The 18,418-nt window shown below is 62.4% G+C and carries 20 protein-coding genes and 1 tRNA gene; 13 read left to right on the top strand and 8 right to left on the bottom strand.

Annotation, left to right across the window (positions count from 1 at the left end; genetic code table 11):
• Positions 1–212 precede the first annotated feature (212 nt).
• Positions 213–431, bottom strand: coding sequence for a DUF1127 domain-containing protein (locus FQ668_RS08595; protein ID WP_014591954.1), 219 nt, complete (start codon positions 429–431; stop codon positions 213–215).
• A gap of 96 nt (positions 432–527) precedes the next feature.
• Here FQ668_RS08595 and FQ668_RS08590 point away from each other — a divergent pair, with 96 nt between their 5' ends.
• Entirely contained in the window at positions 528–1,379 is an 852-nt protein-coding gene (locus FQ668_RS08590) for a LysR substrate-binding domain-containing protein (RefSeq protein WP_003252879.1), read from the top strand.
• 28 nt (positions 1,380–1,407) lie between these two features.
• Here the strand turns inward: FQ668_RS08590 and FQ668_RS08585 are convergent, their stop codons facing one another.
• Complete coding sequence (locus FQ668_RS08585; RefSeq protein ID WP_014591955.1) at positions 1,408–2,157, bottom strand: sulfite exporter TauE/SafE family protein; 750 nt, start codon at positions 2,155–2,157, stop codon at positions 1,408–1,410.
• A gap of 113 nt (positions 2,158–2,270) precedes the next feature.
• Between FQ668_RS08585 and FQ668_RS08580 the strand changes: the two genes are divergently transcribed.
• The 3 genes from FQ668_RS08580 (at position 2,271) to FQ668_RS08570 (ending at position 4,307) form a co-directional block, all read left to right on the top strand.
• Positions 2,271–3,224 carry a LysR family transcriptional regulator gene (locus FQ668_RS08580; protein ID WP_019437689.1) on the top strand — a complete coding sequence of 318 codons (954 nt, stop codon included), beginning with the start codon at positions 2,271–2,273 and terminating at the stop codon, positions 3,222–3,224.
• A gap of 58 nt (positions 3,225–3,282) precedes the next feature.
• Positions 3,283–3,738 (top strand): MarR family winged helix-turn-helix transcriptional regulator, encoded by a 456-nt coding sequence (locus FQ668_RS08575; protein WP_019437688.1) that lies wholly within the window; start codon positions 3,283–3,285, stop codon positions 3,736–3,738.
• Positions 3,739–3,878: 140 nt separating this feature from the next.
• Positions 3,879–4,307: an organic hydroperoxide resistance protein gene (locus tag FQ668_RS08570; protein ID WP_014591958.1), complete on the top strand. Its 429-nt coding sequence runs from the start codon at positions 3,879–3,881 to the stop codon at positions 4,305–4,307.
• 222 nt (positions 4,308–4,529) lie between these two features.
• Here the strand turns inward: FQ668_RS08570 and efp are convergent, their stop codons facing one another.
• Positions 4,530–5,099: an elongation factor P gene (gene efp, locus FQ668_RS08560; protein WP_003252871.1), complete on the bottom strand. Its 570-nt coding sequence runs from the start codon at positions 5,097–5,099 to the stop codon at positions 4,530–4,532.
• Positions 5,100–5,147: 48 nt separating this feature from the next.
• Positions 5,148–6,281 (bottom strand): elongation factor P maturation arginine rhamnosyltransferase EarP, encoded by a 1,134-nt coding sequence (earP, locus tag FQ668_RS08555; RefSeq protein WP_019437687.1) that lies wholly within the window; start codon positions 6,279–6,281, stop codon positions 5,148–5,150.
• Positions 6,282–6,410: 129 nt separating this feature from the next.
• Between earP and FQ668_RS08550 the strand changes: the two genes are divergently transcribed.
• Both FQ668_RS08550 and FQ668_RS08545 read left to right on the top strand, forming a co-directional pair.
• Positions 6,411–6,809 carry a hypothetical protein gene (locus FQ668_RS08550; RefSeq protein WP_019437686.1) on the top strand — a complete coding sequence of 133 codons (399 nt, stop codon included), beginning with the start codon at positions 6,411–6,413 and terminating at the stop codon, positions 6,807–6,809.
• A 2-nt stretch (positions 6,810–6,811) separates the two neighbouring features.
• Entirely contained in the window at positions 6,812–7,282 is a 471-nt protein-coding gene (locus tag FQ668_RS08545; RefSeq protein ID WP_019437685.1) for a GreA/GreB family elongation factor, read from the top strand.
• A 114-nt stretch (positions 7,283–7,396) separates the two neighbouring features.
• On the opposite strand, the gene FQ668_RS08540 is transcribed toward FQ668_RS08545, so the two are convergent.
• Positions 7,397–8,335: a LysR family transcriptional regulator gene (locus FQ668_RS08540; protein ID WP_019437684.1), complete on the bottom strand. Its 939-nt coding sequence runs from the start codon at positions 8,333–8,335 to the stop codon at positions 7,397–7,399.
• Between the two features lie 118 nt (positions 8,336–8,453).
• Here FQ668_RS08540 and FQ668_RS08535 point away from each other — a divergent pair, with 118 nt between their 5' ends.
• The gene (locus FQ668_RS08535; RefSeq protein ID WP_019437683.1) at positions 8,454–9,203 is read left to right on the top strand and encodes a 3-oxoacyl-ACP reductase family protein; all 750 of its coding nucleotides are present in this window, start codon (positions 8,454–8,456) and stop codon (positions 9,201–9,203) included.
• A 39-nt stretch (positions 9,204–9,242) separates the two neighbouring features.
• Here the strand turns inward: FQ668_RS08535 and FQ668_RS08530 are convergent, their stop codons facing one another.
• Positions 9,243–10,127: a LysR family transcriptional regulator gene (locus FQ668_RS08530; protein WP_014591963.1), complete on the bottom strand. Its 885-nt coding sequence runs from the start codon at positions 10,125–10,127 to the stop codon at positions 9,243–9,245.
• Positions 10,128–10,233: 106 nt separating this feature from the next.
• On the opposite strand from FQ668_RS08530, the gene FQ668_RS08525 reads away from it, so the two are divergent.
• From FQ668_RS08525 to FQ668_RS08515, 3 genes are all read left to right on the top strand, one after another.
• Entirely contained in the window at positions 10,234–11,421 is a 1,188-nt protein-coding gene (locus tag FQ668_RS08525) for an MFS transporter (protein WP_019437682.1), read from the top strand.
• A 212-nt stretch (positions 11,422–11,633) separates the two neighbouring features.
• Entirely contained in the window at positions 11,634–12,014 is a 381-nt protein-coding gene (locus tag FQ668_RS08520; protein ID WP_014591965.1) for a hypothetical protein, read from the top strand.
• A 215-nt stretch (positions 12,015–12,229) separates the two neighbouring features.
• Complete coding sequence (locus FQ668_RS08515; protein ID WP_144180000.1) at positions 12,230–14,362, top strand: TonB-dependent siderophore receptor; 2,133 nt, start codon at positions 12,230–12,232, stop codon at positions 14,360–14,362.
• Between the two features lie 224 nt (positions 14,363–14,586).
• Here FQ668_RS08515 and FQ668_RS08510 read toward each other — a convergent pair.
• Positions 14,587–14,676: transfer RNA gene (locus tag FQ668_RS08510), tRNA-Ser, on the bottom strand.
• 198 nt (positions 14,677–14,874) lie between these two features.
• Here FQ668_RS08510 and FQ668_RS08505 point away from each other — a divergent pair.
• From FQ668_RS08505 to FQ668_RS08495, 3 genes are all read left to right on the top strand, one after another.
• Positions 14,875–15,564 (top strand): crotonase/enoyl-CoA hydratase family protein, encoded by a 690-nt coding sequence (locus tag FQ668_RS08505; RefSeq protein WP_144179997.1) that lies wholly within the window; start codon positions 14,875–14,877, stop codon positions 15,562–15,564.
• 164 nt (positions 15,565–15,728) lie between these two features.
• Positions 15,729–16,442, top strand: coding sequence for a 1-acyl-sn-glycerol-3-phosphate acyltransferase (locus FQ668_RS08500; RefSeq protein WP_014591968.1), 714 nt, complete (start codon positions 15,729–15,731; stop codon positions 16,440–16,442).
• 67 nt (positions 16,443–16,509) lie between these two features.
• Entirely contained in the window at positions 16,510–17,481 is a 972-nt protein-coding gene (locus tag FQ668_RS08495; protein WP_010952874.1) for a magnesium and cobalt transport protein CorA, read from the top strand.
• Positions 17,482–17,582: 101 nt separating this feature from the next.
• Here FQ668_RS08495 and FQ668_RS08490 read toward each other — a convergent pair whose 3' ends face one another.
• Positions 17,583–18,317 carry an amidotransferase gene (locus tag FQ668_RS08490; protein WP_119713395.1) on the bottom strand — a complete coding sequence of 245 codons (735 nt, stop codon included), beginning with the start codon at positions 18,315–18,317 and terminating at the stop codon, positions 17,583–17,585.
• Between the last annotated feature and the right edge of the window lie 101 nt (positions 18,318–18,418).

Raw genomic sequence — 18,418 nt, 5'->3', positions numbered from 1 at the left:
CCGCCCTTCCGGCGGGTTACTTTGGTCGTGGCCAAAGTAACCAAAACCGTCGGCTCCCATCATCCGGCCCCTACGCTACGCTCCGGGGTCCCCTCGCTCCGGGCTTGCTCCCGGGAGGACCGCGCACTTAGAAGCAAAAGCCAAAGCAAGAGCAGAAGCAAAAGCTGGAGCTGGAGCTGGAGCTGGAGCAAAAGCGACTGCCACGCCTGGCATCACTTCCTCAGTGGATCATCCCAGAAATGCCGCTCGGCCTCTTGCTGGATATCCGCCCGGCTCAACCCCAGGTCGCGCAAGGTTGCATCACTGAGGCTGGCCAGCTCCTGACGCTGTCGGTACAACTCCAGCCAACGCGCCGGACGCTGCAAGGCCGCGTGCCACAGGTAGCTCAGGGAAAAGGCAGGTTGCTGGATGCTGCTGACATGACCTTTCATCGTGAAGCCCTCCGTGTTGATGGCCTCAGTCTCACGCCAGGCATAAGATCAATCCAACGAATGTTTCTGATGCGATGCATCTCGGAGATTGATGCAATGTCCCAGTACCAGAGCCTCGACGCGGATGTCCTGCGCACCTTCGTCGCCATTGCCGAGCAAGGCGGCTTTACCCGCGCAGGCGAAGTGGTCAACCGCACCCAGTCAGCGGTCAGCATGCAGATGAAACGCCTGGAAGAAGACATTCTGCAGCGCCAGCTATTCGAACGTGATGGCCGTCAGGTGCGGCTGACCGCCGAAGGCCAGGTACTGCTGGGGTATGCCCGACGCATTCTCAAGTTGCACGGCGAGGTGTTCAACACTCTGCGCATGCCGCACATGGTTGGGCTGGTGCGCATCGGCACACCAGACGACTACGCCATGCGCTTCCTGCCGACCATCTTGTCGAGCTTTGCCCAAGCCTACCCGCTGGTGCAGGTGGAAGTGCATTGCGATTCGTCCAAGCAGTTGATGCTGCGCCAGGACCTGGACCTGACCATCGTCACCCGCGAGCCCGGCAACGAGATTGGCCAGTTGCTACGCCAGGAACGCCTGGTGTGGGCCGCAGCAGAAGGCTTTTGCCCACACGAACAGCGGCCGATGCCGGTGGCACTGTTCAACACCGACTGCTTCTGTCGCGCCTGGACCTGCAATGCGCTGGAGGCACAGGGCATCGATTACCGTATTGCCTACACCAGCCCAAGCCTGGCGGCAATCTTTGCCATCGTCACCGCCGGGCTGGCAGTGACCGCGCAGCTGCAGAGCCTGATCGGGGGCAACATCCGCATTCTGGGTGAGAGCGAAGGGCTGCCGCAATTGCCGATGGCCAATGTGATGCTGGTGCGCAGCACGCAAACCCCCTCGCCAATCACCGACTGCATGGCCGACTACATCGTTGAGGGTTTCAAGTGATCGGGGGCCGTAAAGCGGCCCCAAAATCTCACAGCTCAAACCCCAGCATCACCGCACAGACCACCAGGAACACACAGAACATCGCCCGCAATACTTTCTCCGGCAACGCGTGGGCCAGCTTCACGCCCCAGCTGATGCTGAGCAAGCCACCCACCGCCAAGGGAATCCCCACCCCCCAGTCAACGCTATGGTGCACGCCATAGGTCACCAGCGTGACCAAGGTACTCGGCGCCGCCAGCGCCAATGACAGCCCCTGCGCCACCACCTGAGTAGCGCCGAACACACTGGTCAGGATCGGCGTGGCCACCACGGCCCCTCCCACCCCGAACAAGCCGCCCATGGTGCCGGCAAAGCTGCCCAGCACACCCAGCCACGGCCAGGCATGACGCAGCTCGGCACTCGGCGGCGACACCTTCATGAACATCCGCACCACGTTCCACACCGCCAAGGCTACCAGGAAGCCGACAAAACCCAGACGCATGGAATGCGCATCAAGCCCCACCGCCCAGATCGACCCCAGCCAGGCAAACAAGAAGCTGCACACCGACAGCGGAAGCGCATGGCGCAACGCGATGCGGTTGCGCTGGTGATACCGCCACAGCGCCAGCAGCACGTTCGGCACCACCATCACCAACGCGGTCCCCTGCGCCAACTGCTGGTCCAGGCCAAACAGCACGCCCAACGCCGGAATCGCAATCAGCCCGCCACCAATGCCGAACAAGCCCCCCATGGTGCCCAGGGCAGCGCCCAGCACGATATACAACAACCACTCGATCATCAGGGCCTCGTCCGCCTGTACCAATAATGCGAGCATGCTAACGATTGTGCGCTGGCGGGGAAACGCACAGCAGCGCACAATGGCTGTGCGTTTTTCGCAAAAGCAAGGCAGCCATGAACCCCGATACCCTGACCGACCAATTGACCCTGTTCCTCGATGTGCTGGAAACCGGCAGCTTTTCTGCCGCCGCCCGTCGCCACCCGCTGACCCCGTCTGCGGTAGCACGGCGCATCGACAACCTGGAAAGCGCCGTAGGCAGCCGCCTGTTCACCCGCAGCACCCACGCGGTGCGGGCCACGCCTGCAGGCAACGCCTTTGCCGAGCGGGCCAGGCGCATCATCCAGGAGTTGCGCCTGGCCCGGGCTGAAGCGGTGTCACTGAGCAATGCCCCGGAAGGCCTGATCCGTATCGACGCACCTGCCGCGTTTGGCCGCCGCCACCTGGCCCCGGCCATTGCCGACTTCCTGGTGGCCTACCCGGGCCTGGACGTACAACTGCGGTTGATCGACAGCTTTGTCGACCTGCAGGGCAGCCACCTGGGCGAGGTCGACCTGGTGCTGCGCGCCGGCCCCTTGGCCGACACCCGCCTGGTCGCCACACCGCTCGCCTACATGGTGCGCATCGCCTGCGCCAGCCCCGCCTACCTGGCCAGCCGCGGCATCCCCACCTGCCCCAGCGAACTGCCCGGGCATGACGGGCTGGACTGGGATGGCCTGGCGCCGCCGTTCGCCTGGCGCTTCAGAGTAGCCGGGCAAACCCGCCTGTATCGCCCCGCGCGCATGCGCATGGCCGCCAACAATGCCGAAACCCTGTTGTTCGGCGCCCTCGCCGGCCTGGGGATAGCCCACCTGCCCACCTGGCTGATCAGTGAATACCTGCTACGCGGCGAGCTGATCCCGTTGTTCTGCGACGGCGGCTTGCCTGAAGCCGAGACCAGCGGCATTTACGCGCTACGCCTGGCACATGAAACGAACTCTCGCAGCCGTTTGCTGCTCGAATTCCTCAAGAGCCGCTTCAGCCCGATTCCACCCTGGGACCTGGCCTTGCGCAGTGAACTGCGCGATTAATTCGCGCACTGATGATCAGCGTGCCAGAATTTTCCATTGATGACTTTCAAGGACCTGCATGAACGCCGACACCCAAGCCTCCTGTGACGAGCTGCTGCTGGACAACCAGGTCTGTTTCGCCCTGCACTCCACCTCGTTGCTGATGACCAAGGTCTATAAACCGCTGCTGCAGGCGCTGGGCCTGACCTACCCGCAATACCTTGCCATGCTCGTGCTCTGGGAGCGTGACGGCCTGACCGTGGGTGAAATCAGCCAGCATTTGCTGACCGACCCAGGCTCGCTGACCCCGCTGCTCAAGCGCCTGGAAAGCGAAGGCCTGTTGCAGCGTAACCGCAGCCGTGAAGATGAACGGGTAGTGATGGTACAGCTGACCGACAAAGGCCGCGCCCTTCAACAGCAGGCCAAACAGGTGCCGCCGTGCATTCTCAAGGCCAGCGGGCGGAGCCTGGAGCAGCTGCAGAAACTGCAAGCCGACCTGCTGAACCTGCGCGACAACCTGCAAAAGAACCTCTGAGCGCTATGCTGTGAAATGGCCGTTCCGATGAACGGTGATGATTTGTCTTGCGCACTAACTAATTGCGCGCTAATTTAAATCTCACACCAACCCCCGCCCTCCTGCAAACGGGAGTGCACAGCACATTAGCGAGGCTCAAGATGCAAAAGGTCACTCCGCTGTACATCGCAGAAGCAACCTCCACCGGTGGGCGCGACGGCAAATCCCGCTCCAGCGACGGCAAGCTGGAAGTCAAGCTCAGCACCCCCAAAGAGCTGGGCGGCGCGGGCGGTGACGGCACCAACCCCGAGCAGATGTTCGCCGCCGGTTACTCGGCCTGCTTCATCGGGGCCTTGAAGTTCGTGGCCGGGCAAGAGAAGAAAGCCCTGCCGGCAGAGGCCTCGATCACCGCCAAGGTGGGCATCGGCCAGATCCCGGGCGGTTTCGGCCTGGACATCGACCTGCACATCAACCTGCCGGGCCTGGCCCAGGCCGATGCCGAAGGGCTGGTGGAAAAGGCGCACCAGGTGTGCCCGTATTCCAATGCCACCCGCGGTAATGTGGATGTGCGCCTGCACGTAACCGTCTAAGACGCAAAGGCTTGCGCGATCCCCTGTGGGTGGGTTTACCCGCGAAGAATACACCGCGGTGGATGGCACGGGCTTCGCCCGTGTTCGCGGGCAAGCCCGCTCCCACACGGATCTGCGCCAGCTTTTAGAAATTGAGCACGACAGTTGCACCCACAAAAGCACGAGCACACAGGCATAAAAAAACCCGGCTTGCGCCGGGTTTTTTGCGTCTCGCAAGAAGCATTACTTCTTGGAACGGCCTTTGAAGCTGTTGTCGCGAGTGTCGATGTCGATCCACTCGTCGATCTGGATGAAGTCGGCAACCGAGATCTCGGTACCGTTCGCCAGCTTGGCAGGCTTCATGACTTTGCCGGAGGTGTCACCACGAGCAGCGTTCTCGGTGTAGACAACTTTACGGCTGATGGTGGTCGGCAGCTCAACCGACACCAGACGGCCTTCGAAGAACACGGCTTCGCAGACGTCTTCCATGCCTTCTTCGATGTACGGCAGAACGGCTTCGATGTCTTCGGCGTTCAGCTCGTACATGGTGTAGTCGGTGGTGTCCATGAAGGTGTACTCGTCACCATTGATGAACGACAGGGTCGCTTCTTTGCGATCCAGAATCACGTCGTCCAGCTTGTCGTCCGCACCGTATACGGTTTCGGTCTTGTAGCCGGTCAGCAGGTTCTTCAGCTTGGTCTTCATGATCGCGCTGTTACGGCCCGACTTGGTGAACTCAGCTTTTTGAACCAGCCACGGGTCGTTGTCGATCCGCAGGACGGTACCGGGTTTCAGTTCTTTACCAGTTTTCATTACGAAGTATCCGAATCTGGATGGATTTATAAAAATCGAGGCCGCGTATCATAGCGAATTTCGGTAAAAGTGTACTAGCGCTGTGGCAAGGTCCGGCTGAGCGGCCTGTCGCGCCCCCCAAAGGCGAGCATGCTGCTGCAGTTCCGGCCAATGCTGGCGGGCCGCCCGCCAGGCCTGGCCCATGTCGAAATCCATGTTCCAGGCACGCCAAAGGCCCAGCAGGGCTGCATCGGCATCGTCTGACAGGCCGCAGCGATAATGCGCAAGGAACGCTTCGAGCTTTTCCCAATGAGCATTCTCGTCCTGCACATAGATGTGCCAGAGCATCGGCTGCCCCGCCCACTGCGCACGCACGAACGAGTCTTCGCCACGCACGGCATTGAAATCACAGCTCCATAACAGCCGGTCGAAGTCGTCCTGGCTGACGAAAGGCATCACCTGAACGGTCAGCGCCCCACGGTTGCGCACATCATCCACCTGCAGCGGCCCCTCGCCCAACCACTGGCTGAGCCCCGCGACAATGCGCCCTTGCGGGACCAACAGGTGGCAGGCCTGGTCAGCCGTGGCCAGGGCATCAAGCCAGTTGCCCAGCTGTGGGTTTTCATAGGCAAACAGCGAGATCAGCAGCGCACCCGGCACTGGGTCTACACCAAGCCCCTGCAAAAAAGCACGGCGCGCATCCGCCGACTGCTGGAACGCATCACGCCGGGCCAGCAGCGAACCCTCGCGCAGCAAACCGCCCGTTTTCTCGGTAAAGCCCGGGAAAAAGAATACCTTGCGCAAACCGTTGGGCTGCGGCGAAGGCAACCCATGGCAACCCTCCACCCAGTCCTCGGCACTCAGGTACTCGAGGTTGAGCCAGAGCGGCGGCTGCGGGCGGGCACGCATCGCCTCGACATACGCTGTGGGCAACTGGCAGGCAAACGCGCCGATCACCACATCGGCCGGCGCCACCGGCAACCACGCTGCCGGCCAGTGGCGCACATCCACACCGTGCTGCCACTGTTGCGCCGCCGTGGCATCGGCGCCAGGGCACATGGGCGTGAAAGCGTTGAGGTCATCCACCCACAGGCGCACCGCCAGGCCGTGCTCGGCCACCAACTGCCGGGCCAGGCGCCAGGTCACGCCGATATCGCCGTAGTTGTCGACGACGCTGCAGAAGATGTCCCAGGTGGCTTTCATGCGCCCCTCCCGTGCTGGTGCAAAAACCGCGAATTCTGCGCATAAATTGGCGCTGACAAAAGCACCTGCGCAGAAAAATGCCCAAGCGCATGCGACAATGCCCCCCTACCACGCTGCCAGGAGGCTGCCATGCCGCGCCACCGTGAATTGAAGATCACCCTCAAGCCGTTGCCGTTGATCATGTGCGTTGCCTTGGGCCTGTGGCTAGGCGCCATGGCCATTGCCGTGAGCCTGTGGCTGGTCCAGCAGTTGTGGCCCCAGCAGGTGCAACCTTTGGCCCAGGTTGTAGCCCCCCACGCCTACCGACCCGTTGCAACCCCCGCGCCGACCACTGCCCAGGATGCCCAGGCCGAGATGTTCGAACGCTACAAGGACATCCTGCACAAACAGGAGCTGCAACAGGCCGCCGATGCCGCCCAAGGCAACCCGCGCAACCTCAACAGCCCCAAGTGCCAGTTCTGGCTGCAGCAAAACCGTACCGCGCCCACCGAAAAAAGCCAGGCCAACGTGCTGGAGTTCTGTTACTGACCATGGACAAGCCCCACCTGCTGGCGCTGATTGTCGCCACCCTCGAGCATGACCTGGACGTGCTGACCCGCGCAGCGCAAACCGCCTACGAGGCCGCCACCGCCGAAGAGAACATCGCCGAGAACAAGTACGACACGCTGGGCCTGGAGGCCTCGTACCTGGCCACCGGCCAGGCGCGCCGCAGTGCCGAGATCCGCCAGGCGCTGGTGATCTACCAGCAGTTGCTGCTGCGTGATTACGACCCGGCGCGCGGTGTGCAGGTAAGCAACCTGGTGACCCTGGAAAATGAACATGGCGGGCAGCGCCGGCTGTTTCTCGGGCCTGAGGCAGCGGGGTTGAAGATTGGCGAGGGTGACGGGCTGGTGACGGTGATTACCCCACGATCGCCGCTGGGGCAGCAACTGCTGGGCAAGCGCGTGGATGACGAGGTGAACCTGGGCGCACAGGTATCGTTCATTGTCGATGTTGTCTGAACCGGCCTCTTCACGGGCACGCCCGCTCCCACAAGGCCCCCACTGTCTTCAGGGCTGTGATATCCCTGTGGGCGCGGGCGGGCCCACGAAAAGGCCGGCACAGGCAATAATTCTCTAAAGAGCCTGCAGGGCATCGAACCGCCCCGCCAGTCCCTGCTCGGCAAACTGCTCCACCACAAAATCGATGAACGCCCGGGTCTTGCGCGGCAACAGCTTGTGCTCGGCGAAATACAGGCTGATATGCCCATCGTCCACATACCAGTCCGGCAACACCCGCAGCAGGCGCCCGGCCAGCAAGTAGGGCACGGCAAACGGCAGGCTTACCAGGGCAATGCCCAGCCCCTGCTCGGCCACCGCGCACGCCGCATCCGAATCGCTCATGGTCATCGCCTGGCGCAATTGCAACGGCTGCTGCGCCTGCCAACGGCTGGTCAACGGCCACGAGCGCACCCGCCCGGTCTGCGGTGACCGCACCAGGATACCGTCATGGCGTTGCAGCACCTGCGGGTCTTCTATCGGCGCGTGCCGCTGCAGATAGGCCGGCGCCGCTACCAACACCCGGTGCGCCGGGGTCAGCTTGCGCGCCACCACCCCCGGCGGCAGTTCGAAACCACCGCCAATCGCTGCATCGAAGCCCTGGCCGATCAGGTCCACCTGGCGGTTGTCGAAATGCCAATCCGGGGTAATCGCCGGGTATCGGCGCAAGAATTCCCCCAGCAACGGCAGCACGTACAAACGCCCGAACACCGTGCCCATGCTCACCCGTAACGACCCGGCCGGCTGGCCTTCTGCACTGGCCAGGTTGGCCACGGCGTACTGAATGGTGCGAAAGCTGTCACTGACCTCGCCAAGAAAACGCTGCCCCGCTTCGGTCAAGGTCAGCTTGCGGGTACTACGCTGGAACAACCGCACACCCAGGCGCGCTTCCAGCTGCGCAACGTGCTTGCCCACGGCAGCCGGGGTAAGGCTCAGGCGCCTGGCGGCTTCGGCAAAACTGCCGACCTCGGCACTGCGGATGAAGCATTCCAACGCGCTAAACGATTCCATGGCCATGATTAGCAACCAAAGGTTTACTCTGCTGATAGTGATTACCATCTTATCAGTAGGCAATCGAGCGCCGATACTGTGCCCATCCAAGGCATTTCGGCCTGGCTTCCCGCAGGAGAACAGCATGTCCAAGCAACTTACACTCGAAGGCAAAGTGGCCCTGGTTCAGGGCGGTTCCCGAGGCATTGGCGCAGCCATCGTACGGCGCCTGGCCCGCGAAGGCGCGCAAGTGGCCTTCACCTATGTCAGCTCTGCCGGCCCAGCTGAAGAACTGGCTCGGGAAATTACCGAGAACGGCGGCAACGCCTTGGCCCTGCGGGCTGACAGCGCTGATGCCGCAGCCGTGCAGCTGGCGGTGGATGACACCGTGAAGGCCTTGGGCCGGCTGGATATCCTGGTCAACAACGCCGGTGTGCTGGCAGTGGCCCCGGTTACAGAGTTCGACCTGGCCGACTTCGATCGCATGCTGGCCGTGAACGTACGCAGCGTGTTCGTCGCCAGCCAGGCCGCGGCACGCTATATGGGCCAGGGCGGTCGTATCATCAACATTGGCAGCACCAACGCCGAGCGCATGCCGTTTGCCGGTGGTGCACCGTACGCCATGAGCAAGTCGGCACTGGTTGGCCTGACCCGCGGCATGGCCCGCGACCTCGGGCCGCAGGGCATTACCGTGAACAACGTGCAGCCCGGCCCGGTGGACACCGACATGAACCCGGCCAGTGGCGAGTTTGCCGAGAGCCTGATTCCGCTGATGGCCATTGGGCGATATGGCGAGCCGGAGGAGATTGCCAGCTTCGTGGCTTACCTGGCAGGGCCTGAAGCCGGGTATATCACCGGGGCCAGCCTGACGGTGGATGGTGGGTTTGCAGCCTGATTGAAAGGTTGCCTGTGCCGCGACAACTCCGGCACAGGCTTAGCCTTTCTTTGCCCCCAGGCACTGTTCCATCACGTCCAGAAAAGCCCGGGCCGCCGGCGTGGGGCTGGACGACCACACCGCATACAAGTGCCGCACCGGTGCATCCACCAACCGCGCCACGGCCACCCCTTCGATGCCCTGAGCCACCCGCTCGGGCACCAGGCCGACGGCCATGCCCCGCTGCACGAATTTCTCTACCAGACGAACATGCCCGATCTCGAACTGCACCCTGCGCTGCAACCCCACCGCCTGAAACGCCTCGTCGGTCTGGCGTCGCGCCCCAGTGCCTTCGGGGAAGTCCACCAACACTTCGCCTGCCAGGTCAGCCAGCGCCAGCTGTGCCCTGCCCGCCAGGCGATGCGCCAACGGCAACACCGCCACCAGTTCTTCCCTGGCCAGCAACCGATGCTGCACCCCCTGCACTACTTCGCCTTGCCACAGCCCGATAAAGCCCACGTCCAGGCGCCGCTCGAGCACATCAGCGATCAGCAATTCGCTCTTGGCCGTGAGCCAGCGCACATCCACATCCGGATAACGACCGTGGAACACCGCCAACAGGTCGACCAGGTCCAGCGCGGTGAGCGAGCTGATTTCACCAATCGCCAGCCGCCCGCGGACCTGGCCGCAGGCCGCCGCCACGTCATCGGCAATGCGCCGGGCCGCCTCCACCGCTGGCCGTGCGCTGAGTACAAAGGCTTCCCCCGCAGGTGTCAGGCGTACCCGTCGCGAACTACGCTCGAACAGGCTCACCCCCAGCTGCGTCTCCAGCCGCGCCACCTGATGGCTAAGGGCCGACTGCACCACATGGCAGCGCTGCGCCGCGCGAGTAAAACTGCCGGTGTCGGCCACAGCAAGGGCATATTCGAGCTGCTTGAGGTTCATCGATCTATCTGCTTTCAAGATGAATAGGTTGAAAACTATACATTGGTGTCATGCCTAGTACTTGCTGATAATCATCACCACACACGACTGCCCCCACGAGAATTGTATGCACACCCCCACTCTCAGCCGCGCCTTGATCCTGCTGATGGCCACCGCCACAGGCCTGGCCGTGGCCAGCAACTACTACGCCCAACCGCTGCTGCACAGCATCGCCCAGCAGTTTGGCTTGAGCACCGCCAGTGCCGGCAGCATCGTGATTGCCGCGCAGCTCAGCTATGGCGCCGGCCTGTTGCTGCTGGCACCGCTGGGCGACCTGTTCGAGCAGCGCCGGCTAATTACCGTGATGACCGTTGTCTCCACCTTGGGCCTGGTCATCAGCTCCTGCGCACCCAGCCTGCCCTGGCTGCTATTCGGCACGGCGCTGACCGGGCTTTTCTCGGTGGTGGCACAGATCCTCGTGCCGATGGCAGCAACCCTGAGCGAGCCCCATCAGCGTGGGCGCGCGGTTGGCACACTGATGAGCGGCCTGCTGCTGGGCATCCTGCTGGCACGTACTGCTGCCGGCTTCATGGCCGAGCTGGGTGGCTGGCGCAGTATCTACGTGCTGGCCGCAGTGCTGATGGCAGTTACCGCCGTGGCGCTGTACCGCAGCCTGCCACAGCACCACAGCCACGCCGGGCTGAAATACCCGGCGCTGATCGGCTCCGTGTTCCGTCTGTTCATCGAAGAGCCCGTGCTGCGCCTGCGCTCGTTGCTCGGTCTGTTGGCATTCAGCCTGTTCGCCCTGTTCTGGACACCTCTGGCGTTTCTGCTGGCGAAAGGCCCCTACCACTATTCGGATGCAGTAATCGGCCTGTTCGGCCTGGCCGGTGCGGCGGGTGCGTTGTCGGCCAACTGGGCCGGGCGCCTGGCAGACCGCGGCAAGGGCGCGCTGGGTACCACCGTGGGCCTGGTGGTGTTGCTGCTGTCGTGGGTGCCGCTGGGGTTTGCCGAACAGTCCCTGCTCGCCTTGCTGCTGGGGGTGCTGATGCTCGACCTGGCAGTACAGCTGGTGCATGTGAGCAACCAGAACGCAGTGATCGCCCTGCGGCCCGAGGCACGTACGCGGCTGAATGCCGGTTATATCACCTGCTACTTCATTGGCGGGGCGCTTGGGTCGTTGCTGGGCACGCAGCTGTTCCAGCGCCAGGGCTGGATGGGGATTGTGGTGGCCGGCCTGGTAATTGGCGGGCTGGGGTTGCTGGTGTGGGGCCTGGCCGAGCGTAAGCGCAAGAACACCTTGCAAGTAGCCTGATAAATGGCCACTGGATTCTTCGCGGGCACGCCCGCTCCCACAGGTGCCTCACAAACCTCAGGGCAGTGATACACCTGCGGGCGTGCCCGCGAAGAGGCCACTAGCTACGGCGACAAAGTACCGCACTACCCTCCGTCGCAATGCCGTTGACTTGCCTGCCTGGGCAGCGCTCATTAAGCGCTGGAATGCCCTTTCCCTGACAGGATGAATTTATGACAAGACTCACGGTACAGTCCGGCGATTTCTTGCAAGGTGAAGGCGAGTATCGCAATGGATCGCTCACACTCAAGACCGCGCGCAGCCCCTCACCCGGTGAGCGGATTTCCTTGGCACGCATCAGCGACTTGCGGCTGGCCAGCCTGGAAACCAACCGCAGCCTTGGCAGCGCCTTGGGCTGGGGCATGGCCGGCGCCCTGGTGGCAGGGCCAGTAGGGCTGCTGGCCGGGCTGTGGTTGGGTGGCAAGGAAGAAGAAGCGACCTTTCTGGCCACCTTCAAGGATGGACGCAAGCTGATGGCCATTACCGATGGCAAGACTTGGTCGAAGATCGATGACAACTGGCGGCAGCACAAGCGGTCGATCAGGACAGGCTGACTGAATACGCTGGGCCTGGATCGTTTTATGTAGAGGGCGGCTGGTAAGATGCCGCCTTTTTCATGGCCTGTGCCGGCCTCTTCGCGGGTAAACCCGCTCCTACAGGGGGATCACCAACTGGTGTATCGCCACCCGGTGTTTCACCAACCGGTGTAGGAGCGGGTTTACCCGCGAAAGGGCCGGCACAGGTATCGCGCATCCAGGAGCCCCACCGCATGCCCCCGCATCACCCCCGCCTGCCCCTGAGCCTGCTCAGCCTGGGCCTGGCCCTGCAGTGCCCCTCTGTGTTTGCCGAAGACAGCGTGATGCTGGCCCCGTTGCAGGTCTCCGACACATACGCCAATGATGGCTACCAGGCACGCCAGGCCGCGGTGGGCGGCTTCCAGCCCGCGCCACTGCTCGACACCCCCGCCTCCGTCAGCGTGTTCAGCCAGCAGTTGCTGGAAGACCGCCAGGTACGCAAGCTTAGCGAAGTGTTGCAAAGCGATGCCTCGGTCGGCGAAAGCTATGCCCCCATTGGCTACTACGAAAACTTCAACGTGCGCGGCTTCGAGCTGAACGCCGCCAGTAGCTATCGCATCAATGGCCAGACCATAGCCGGGGAGCAGAACGTAGCCCTGGAGAACAAGCAGCAGGTGGAATTGCTCAAGGGCCTGTCCGGGCTGCAGACCGGCGTGTCGGAGCCTGGCGGCTTGATCAACTATGTGACCAAGCGCGCCGAAAACATACGCAGCGTCACGGTATCGACCAACGAACAGGGCGAACGTTATCTGGCCACCGACCTTGGCGGCTGGTTCGGCAGCGAAAAGCAGTTCGGCCTGCGCGCCAACCTGGCCCATGAAGACATCCGCACCTACGTCGACCACGCTGACGGCAAGCGCGACTTCGCCTCGCTGGCATTCGACTGGCAGATCAACCCGGATGCCACCCTGCAGCTGGATGCCGAGTACCAGCATCGCGAACAGGCGTCGGTGCCGGGTTACCAACTGCTCGGAGGCACTGAAGTGCCCCACGGCATCGACCCGGAAGACCGCCTGGCCTACCAGCATTGGGCAAAGCCCGTGCAGAACGACTCGCTGAACCTGGGCGGGCGCTTCGAATACCGCCTCAACGATACCTGGACCGGCACCTTGAGCGCCTCCCGCAGCAAAGTGGTGATCGACGACTACAGCGCGTTTGCCTGGGGTTCGAGCGAGGGTGCGTTTTTCGGCAGCAATGGCGACTACGACATCTATGACTTCCGCAGCCCCGACGATACCCGCCGTACCGACGAGGCACAGGCCATGCTCAACGGGCACTTCGATGCGCTGGGCGTGGGGCATGAGTTGACCGTGGGTACCAGTGCTCAGCGACGCACACTGGATCAGCGCCCCAGCTATATGGAATGGGTCGGTACCGGCAACATCAACACCGGCGCCCCTGCATTCGACCCGTCCGACAAACCCGTAGGCGCCAGCGAACGCCGACTGGACAGCCGTCAGTACGGCTTGTTCGTCAGCGACCGCATCAGCTTCAACGAGCAATGGCAGACCGTGCTGGGCGCCCGCGAAGTGCGCCTGGATGAAAAGACCTGGGACGAGAACGGCGTAGCCGGGCGCCGTACCCGCCAATACGAACTGCTGCCCAATGCTGCAGTTATCTATAAGCTGCAGCCGAACACCACTGTATATGCGAGCTACGCCAAAGGGCTGTCTGCAGGCGGTACCGCACCATTTTCCGCTGAGAACAGGTTCGAGATCTTGGCGCCCACCACCTCCCGCCAACTGGAACTGGGCCTCAAGCACGACTGGCAAGGCCTGAGCCTGAGTGCCGCACTGTTCCAGATCCGACAGGCTTACCAGTACGCGCGCCCGGACGGCACCGGCAACTTCACCTACGTGCAGCAAGGCCAGCAGAAAAATACCGGCCTGGAACTGGGCGCCAGCGGCCGGGTGACCCCGAACCTGCAGGTACAGGCCAGTGCGGCAGCCATTCGGGCACGGGTGCAGAACAGCGGTACCGAAGCCTATGAAGGGCACCAGGCGATCAACGTGCCTAAATTCCGGGCGGCGCTGCATGCGGAATATACCCTGCCGGTTCCAGGGTTGGCGCTGCTGGGCGGGGCGCGGTACAGCGCCAGCAAATATGCGAGCCAGGCGGGCAATGTGGAGGTTGGCGGGTATACCGTGTTCGACCTGGGCAGCCGCTACCGTACACGTATTGCCGGGTATGACACGGTGCTGCGGCTGACGGTGGATAACGTGCTGGACAAGCGTTACTGGCGCGATGTGGGCGATTACCTGGGGGATAACTACCTGTTCCAGGGGGCACCGCGTACCGCTCGGCTTTCGGCTTCGATCAGCTTCTAGATTGCCGGGGCCGCTCTGCGGCCCTTTCGCGACACAAGGCCGCTCCCACAGGTGTGGACTGCTCCCAAGGGTTGGATTGGTGTCCAACTTCTTGGGGGCAGTCCAGGTGTACCCCGATTGCCTGTGGGAGCGGCCTTGTGTCGCGATGGGCTGCGCAGCAGCCCCAATGGCCTTGAAAACAAAAAGCCCCCGTGCTTTTCAGCGCGGGGGCTTTTTGTAGAATGTGGCGGTGAAGAAGGGATTTGAACCCTTGATACGATTTCTCGTATACACACTTTCCAGGCGTGCTCCTTCGACCACTCGGACACTTCACCGTTTCTCTTCAAGCCTTGCGGCCCGTCGAGGTGCGCTAATTTAGTGAAAGACGTTTCCTTTGGCAAGCATTTTTTTCAATTTTTTCATGTATTTGCACTTGGGCTGCCGTGAGCACTGACCGACCAGTCAGCCTTGCTGCTTTACCTCGCCCCTGGCGCTGGGTAACGTCGTCGCCACGCCAACAAAAGGACTCTGCCATGAGCGAGCTGATTACCTACCACGCCGAAGACGGCATCGCCACCTTTACCCTGAACAACGGCAAGGTCAATGCCATCTCGCCGGACGTCATCACTGCCTTCAATGCAGCGCTGGACCGCGCTACCGAGGAGCGTGCAGTAGTGATCATCACCGGGCAGCCGGGCATTCTGTCGGGCGGTTACGACCTCAAGGTGATGACCCGCGGCCCCCAAGAGGCCATCAGCCTCGTCACCGCCGGTTCCACCCTCGCCCGCCGGCTGCTGTCGCACCCGTTCCCGGTGGTGGTGGCCTGTCCCGGCAATGCCGTGGCCAAGGGCGCCTTCCTGCTGCTGTCGGCCGACTACCGCATTGGCGTCGAAGGGCCGTACAAGGTATGCCTGAACGAAGTGCAGATCGGCATGACCATGCACCACGCCGGCATTGAACTGGCCCGCGACCGCCTGCGCCGCTCGGCCTTCCACCGCTCGGTGATCAATGCCGAAGTGTTTGACCCGCAGGGTGCCGTGGATGCCGGCTTCCTCGACAAGGTGGTGCCTGCCGAGCAGTTGCAGGAAACGGCAATGGCCGCAGCGCGGGAGCTGAAGAAGCTGAACATGCTGGCGCACAAGAACACCAAGCTGAAAGTGCGCAAAGGGCTGCTGGAGGCGCTGGACAAGGCAATCGAGCTGGATCAGCAGCATATGGGCTAGCCGCACGGGCCCTTTCGCGTGTAAATCCGCAGTTCAACGGGCATGCGTAACCTGTGTAGGAGCGGGTTCACCCGCGAAAGGGCCGGAACAGTCATGCAGCCAGGTTTGCCCCAGCCAGTGTACACCCGTACACTGAAAGGCGAATGTCTGGTGTGAGTCGTACTATGCTTTATTCATTGCGTATGTTTCTGCTGGCGCTGCATTTTCTGGCCGCTGGCGCCGTGGGCCTGATCATTGGTCTGTGCCGCCCCTTCAACCCTGACAACAGCCGCGTTTTCGCCCGGCTCTACAGTTTGCCGGCCACCTGGCTGATGCGCATCAAGGTAAAGGCCGAAGTCGGCCCATTGTGGGACCACCCGCCCGGCTGTGTGATCGTGGCCAACCACCAGTCCAACTTCGATCTGTTCGTGCTGGGCCAAGTGGTGCCGCAGCGCACCGTCGCCATCGGCAAGAAGAGCCTGGGCTGGATCCCGCTGTTCGGCCAACTGTTCTGGCTGGGCGGCAACGTGCTGGTCGACCGCAAGAATGCCTATCAGGCGCGCAGGGCCATACAGAAGACCACCCGGGTTCTGCAGGACGACACCTCGATCTGGATTTTCCCCGAAGGCACCCGCAATCCCGGCGAGCACTTGCTGGCGTTCAAGAAAGGCGCGTTTCACATGGCCATCGAGGCCGGTGTACCGATCGTGCCGGTCTGCGTCAGCCGCTATGCAAGGCGCCTGAGCCTGAACAGCTGGCGCCAGCGCACGGTGATTGTGCGCTCGCTGCCGCCCATTGCCACGACGGGCATGACGCTGCAGGACCTGCCAGCGCTGATCGAGCAATGCCGGGGGCAAATGCAGCAGTGCATTGACCGCATGGAAAAAGAACTGGCCTGATCCGGGTTGCTCTCGAGCCGGGTACAGCCCAAGCTGTATCCGTGTTCAAACGAATAAGCGGACAACCATGGGTCGAGTCGTGGCATCGGCGGTGTACAGCGCCGGCAGGAAGGTCACCAACATCAGCATCGACGAAGGCAGCGAGTGGGCGCGCAAGCCGGGGCATTTCGTGTGGATCGGCCTGGAAGAGCCCAATGCCGAAGAGCTGGCCAACCTGCAGTCCCAGTTCAACCTGCACGAACTGGCCATCGAAGATGCCCTGGAAAAACACAGCCGACCCAAGCTGGAAACCTTCGGTGACGCGTTGTTCATCGTCACCTATTCGCCAGTGCGCCACGAAGGCAAACTGGAATTCATCGAAACCCATATCTTCGCGGGCAACGGCTACATCATCACCTGCCGCAACGGCCACTCCAAATCCTACGCCATGGTCCGCCAGCGCTGCGAGGCTCGGCCCCTGCTGCTGGAACATGGCGAAGACTTCGTGCTGTACGCCCTGCTCGACTTCGTCACCGAGAACTACCAACCGGTCAGCGAGGCCATTCATGGCGAGATCGAAGCGCTGGAGGAAAGCGTACTGGGCGGCTCGCTGCGGGAAGACGACATCCGCCGTCTGCACAGCCTGCGCCGCGACATCCTGCGCCTGCGCCGCTACGTGGCACCTCTGGTTGAAGTGAGCGAAGAACTGCAGCGCCTGAGCTTCCCGTTCATCGACAAGAACATGCGCCCGTACTTTCGTGATGTGCAAATTCACGTGACGCGACAGATGGAAGACTTGGCCGGCATCCGCGACATTGCCAGCCAGACGATCGAGATCGGCATGCTGCTGGAGTCGTCACGGCAAAGCATCGTGCAGCGCAAATTCGCAGCCTGGGCGGCGATTCTGGCATTCCCTACCGCGATTGCCGGGGTTTACGGGATGAACTTCCAGAACATGCCAGAGCTGAGCTGGCACTACGGTTACTTCGCGGTACTGGGTGTGATTGCGACGGGGTGTGCCGGGTTGTATGCCAGCTTCAAGAAATCGGGTTGGCTTTGATGGCCTCTTCGCGGGCGCGCCCGCTCCCACAGGTTGCGCACAGTGCTTGAAATTGTGCATCACCTGTGGGAGCGGGCGTGCCCGCGAAGGGTTGCCACCGATTAAGCGGCGCTGTCGCTGGCCTTTGACGGCTGCTGGATAAAGCGCAACATCCACTCCCCTACCAAATCCCCCTGGTGCTCGGTGGTCAGGCTGGCGACAGCCTTGTGATACACCTCGTCACCCAGGTATTCCTGCCGCGCATCGAGCAGTGCGCGGGAGTAGTCATGCACGAATTCCGGGTGGCCCTGGAAGCACAGCACCTGGTCGCGAATGTGATACGCCGCATTCGGGCAGAAATCGCTGGAGGCGATCACCGTAGCGCCTTCCGGCAGTTCGGTCACCTGGTCCTGGTGACTGATCAGCAAGGTCAGCTCCGACACCTCCGGGTCCATCCACGGCGCATGCGCCGCCAACGAGTAGCGATGAATACCCACGCCCCAGCCTTGCTCAGCCCGCTCGGCCTTGCCACCCAGGGTCAAGGCCAGCAACTGGTGGCCAAAACACACGCCCAGCAGCTTTTCACCGCGCTCGTACAACTTGAGCAGGTAGGCCTTTAGCGTCTGGATCCACGGGTCGGTACCGAACGAATCGGCCTTGCTGCCCGTCACAAGGTAGGCATCGAACTTTTCACTGTCGGCGGGATAGTCGCCGTGCATCACGTTGTACACACAAAATTCGGCGGCAATCGGCTGACGCGAGAAGAGCTGCTCGAACATCCTGCCGTAGCCCTGATATTGCGCCGTCAACTCCGGTCGCAGGACATCGGTTTCAAGGATGCAGATGCGTAACGACATAGGGGTAGTCCTGAACGACATGGGTGGGAATCTGCTGTAGAGACTGCCGCGAAAGGCACGTACAAGCAAGTAGGCTGCACTGACGAACGGTCACATTTCGT

The sequence above is a fragment of the Pseudomonas sp. Kh14 genome (assembly GCF_900291005.1).
GTDB classification, from domain to species: Bacteria; Pseudomonadota; Gammaproteobacteria; order Pseudomonadales; family Pseudomonadaceae; genus Aquipseudomonas; species Aquipseudomonas alloputida.
This window is presented reverse-complemented; position numbering and strand designations above follow the sequence as displayed.

Bases quoted from the DNA above. Each gene is read 5' to 3' on its own strand.
- earP (WP_019437687.1), bottom strand. From the start codon at position 6,281: ATGAAAGCCACCTGGGACATCTTCTGCAGCGTCGTCGACAACTACGGC.
- FQ668_RS08575 (WP_019437688.1), top strand. From the start codon at position 3,283: ATGAACGCCGACACCCAAGCCTCCTGTGACGAGCTGCTGCTGGACAAC.
- FQ668_RS08580 (WP_019437689.1), top strand. From the start codon at position 2,271: ATGAACCCCGATACCCTGACCGACCAATTGACCCTGTTCCTCGATGTG.
- FQ668_RS08515 (WP_144180000.1), top strand. From the start codon at position 12,230: ATGCCCCCGCATCACCCCCGCCTGCCCCTGAGCCTGCTCAGCCTGGGC.
- FQ668_RS08490 (WP_119713395.1), bottom strand. From the start codon at position 18,317: ATGTCGTTACGCATCTGCATCCTTGAAACCGATGTCCTGCGACCGGAG.
- FQ668_RS08590 (WP_003252879.1), top strand. From the start codon at position 528: ATGTCCCAGTACCAGAGCCTCGACGCGGATGTCCTGCGCACCTTCGTC.
- FQ668_RS08585 (WP_014591955.1), bottom strand. From the start codon at position 2,157: ATGATCGAGTGGTTGTTGTATATCGTGCTGGGCGCTGCCCTGGGCACC.
- FQ668_RS08505 (WP_144179997.1), top strand. From the start codon at position 14,875: ATGAGCGAGCTGATTACCTACCACGCCGAAGACGGCATCGCCACCTTT.
- FQ668_RS08595 (WP_014591954.1), bottom strand. From the start codon at position 431: ATGAAAGGTCATGTCAGCAGCATCCAGCAACCTGCCTTTTCCCTGAGC.
- FQ668_RS08500 (WP_014591968.1), top strand. From the start codon at position 15,729: ATGCTTTATTCATTGCGTATGTTTCTGCTGGCGCTGCATTTTCTGGCC.
- FQ668_RS08570 (WP_014591958.1), top strand. From the start codon at position 3,879: ATGCAAAAGGTCACTCCGCTGTACATCGCAGAAGCAACCTCCACCGGT.
- FQ668_RS08540 (WP_019437684.1), bottom strand. From the start codon at position 8,335: ATGGCCATGGAATCGTTTAGCGCGTTGGAATGCTTCATCCGCAGTGCC.
- FQ668_RS08530 (WP_014591963.1), bottom strand. From the start codon at position 10,127: ATGAACCTCAAGCAGCTCGAATATGCCCTTGCTGTGGCCGACACCGGC.
- efp (WP_003252871.1), bottom strand. From the start codon at position 5,099: ATGAAAACTGGTAAAGAACTGAAACCCGGTACCGTCCTGCGGATCGAC.
- FQ668_RS08525 (WP_019437682.1), top strand. From the start codon at position 10,234: ATGCACACCCCCACTCTCAGCCGCGCCTTGATCCTGCTGATGGCCACC.
- FQ668_RS08520 (WP_014591965.1), top strand. From the start codon at position 11,634: ATGACAAGACTCACGGTACAGTCCGGCGATTTCTTGCAAGGTGAAGGC.
- FQ668_RS08545 (WP_019437685.1), top strand. From the start codon at position 6,812: ATGGACAAGCCCCACCTGCTGGCGCTGATTGTCGCCACCCTCGAGCAT.
- FQ668_RS08535 (WP_019437683.1), top strand. From the start codon at position 8,454: ATGTCCAAGCAACTTACACTCGAAGGCAAAGTGGCCCTGGTTCAGGGC.
- FQ668_RS08495 (WP_010952874.1), top strand. From the start codon at position 16,510: ATGGGTCGAGTCGTGGCATCGGCGGTGTACAGCGCCGGCAGGAAGGTC.
- FQ668_RS08550 (WP_019437686.1), top strand. From the start codon at position 6,411: ATGCCGCGCCACCGTGAATTGAAGATCACCCTCAAGCCGTTGCCGTTG.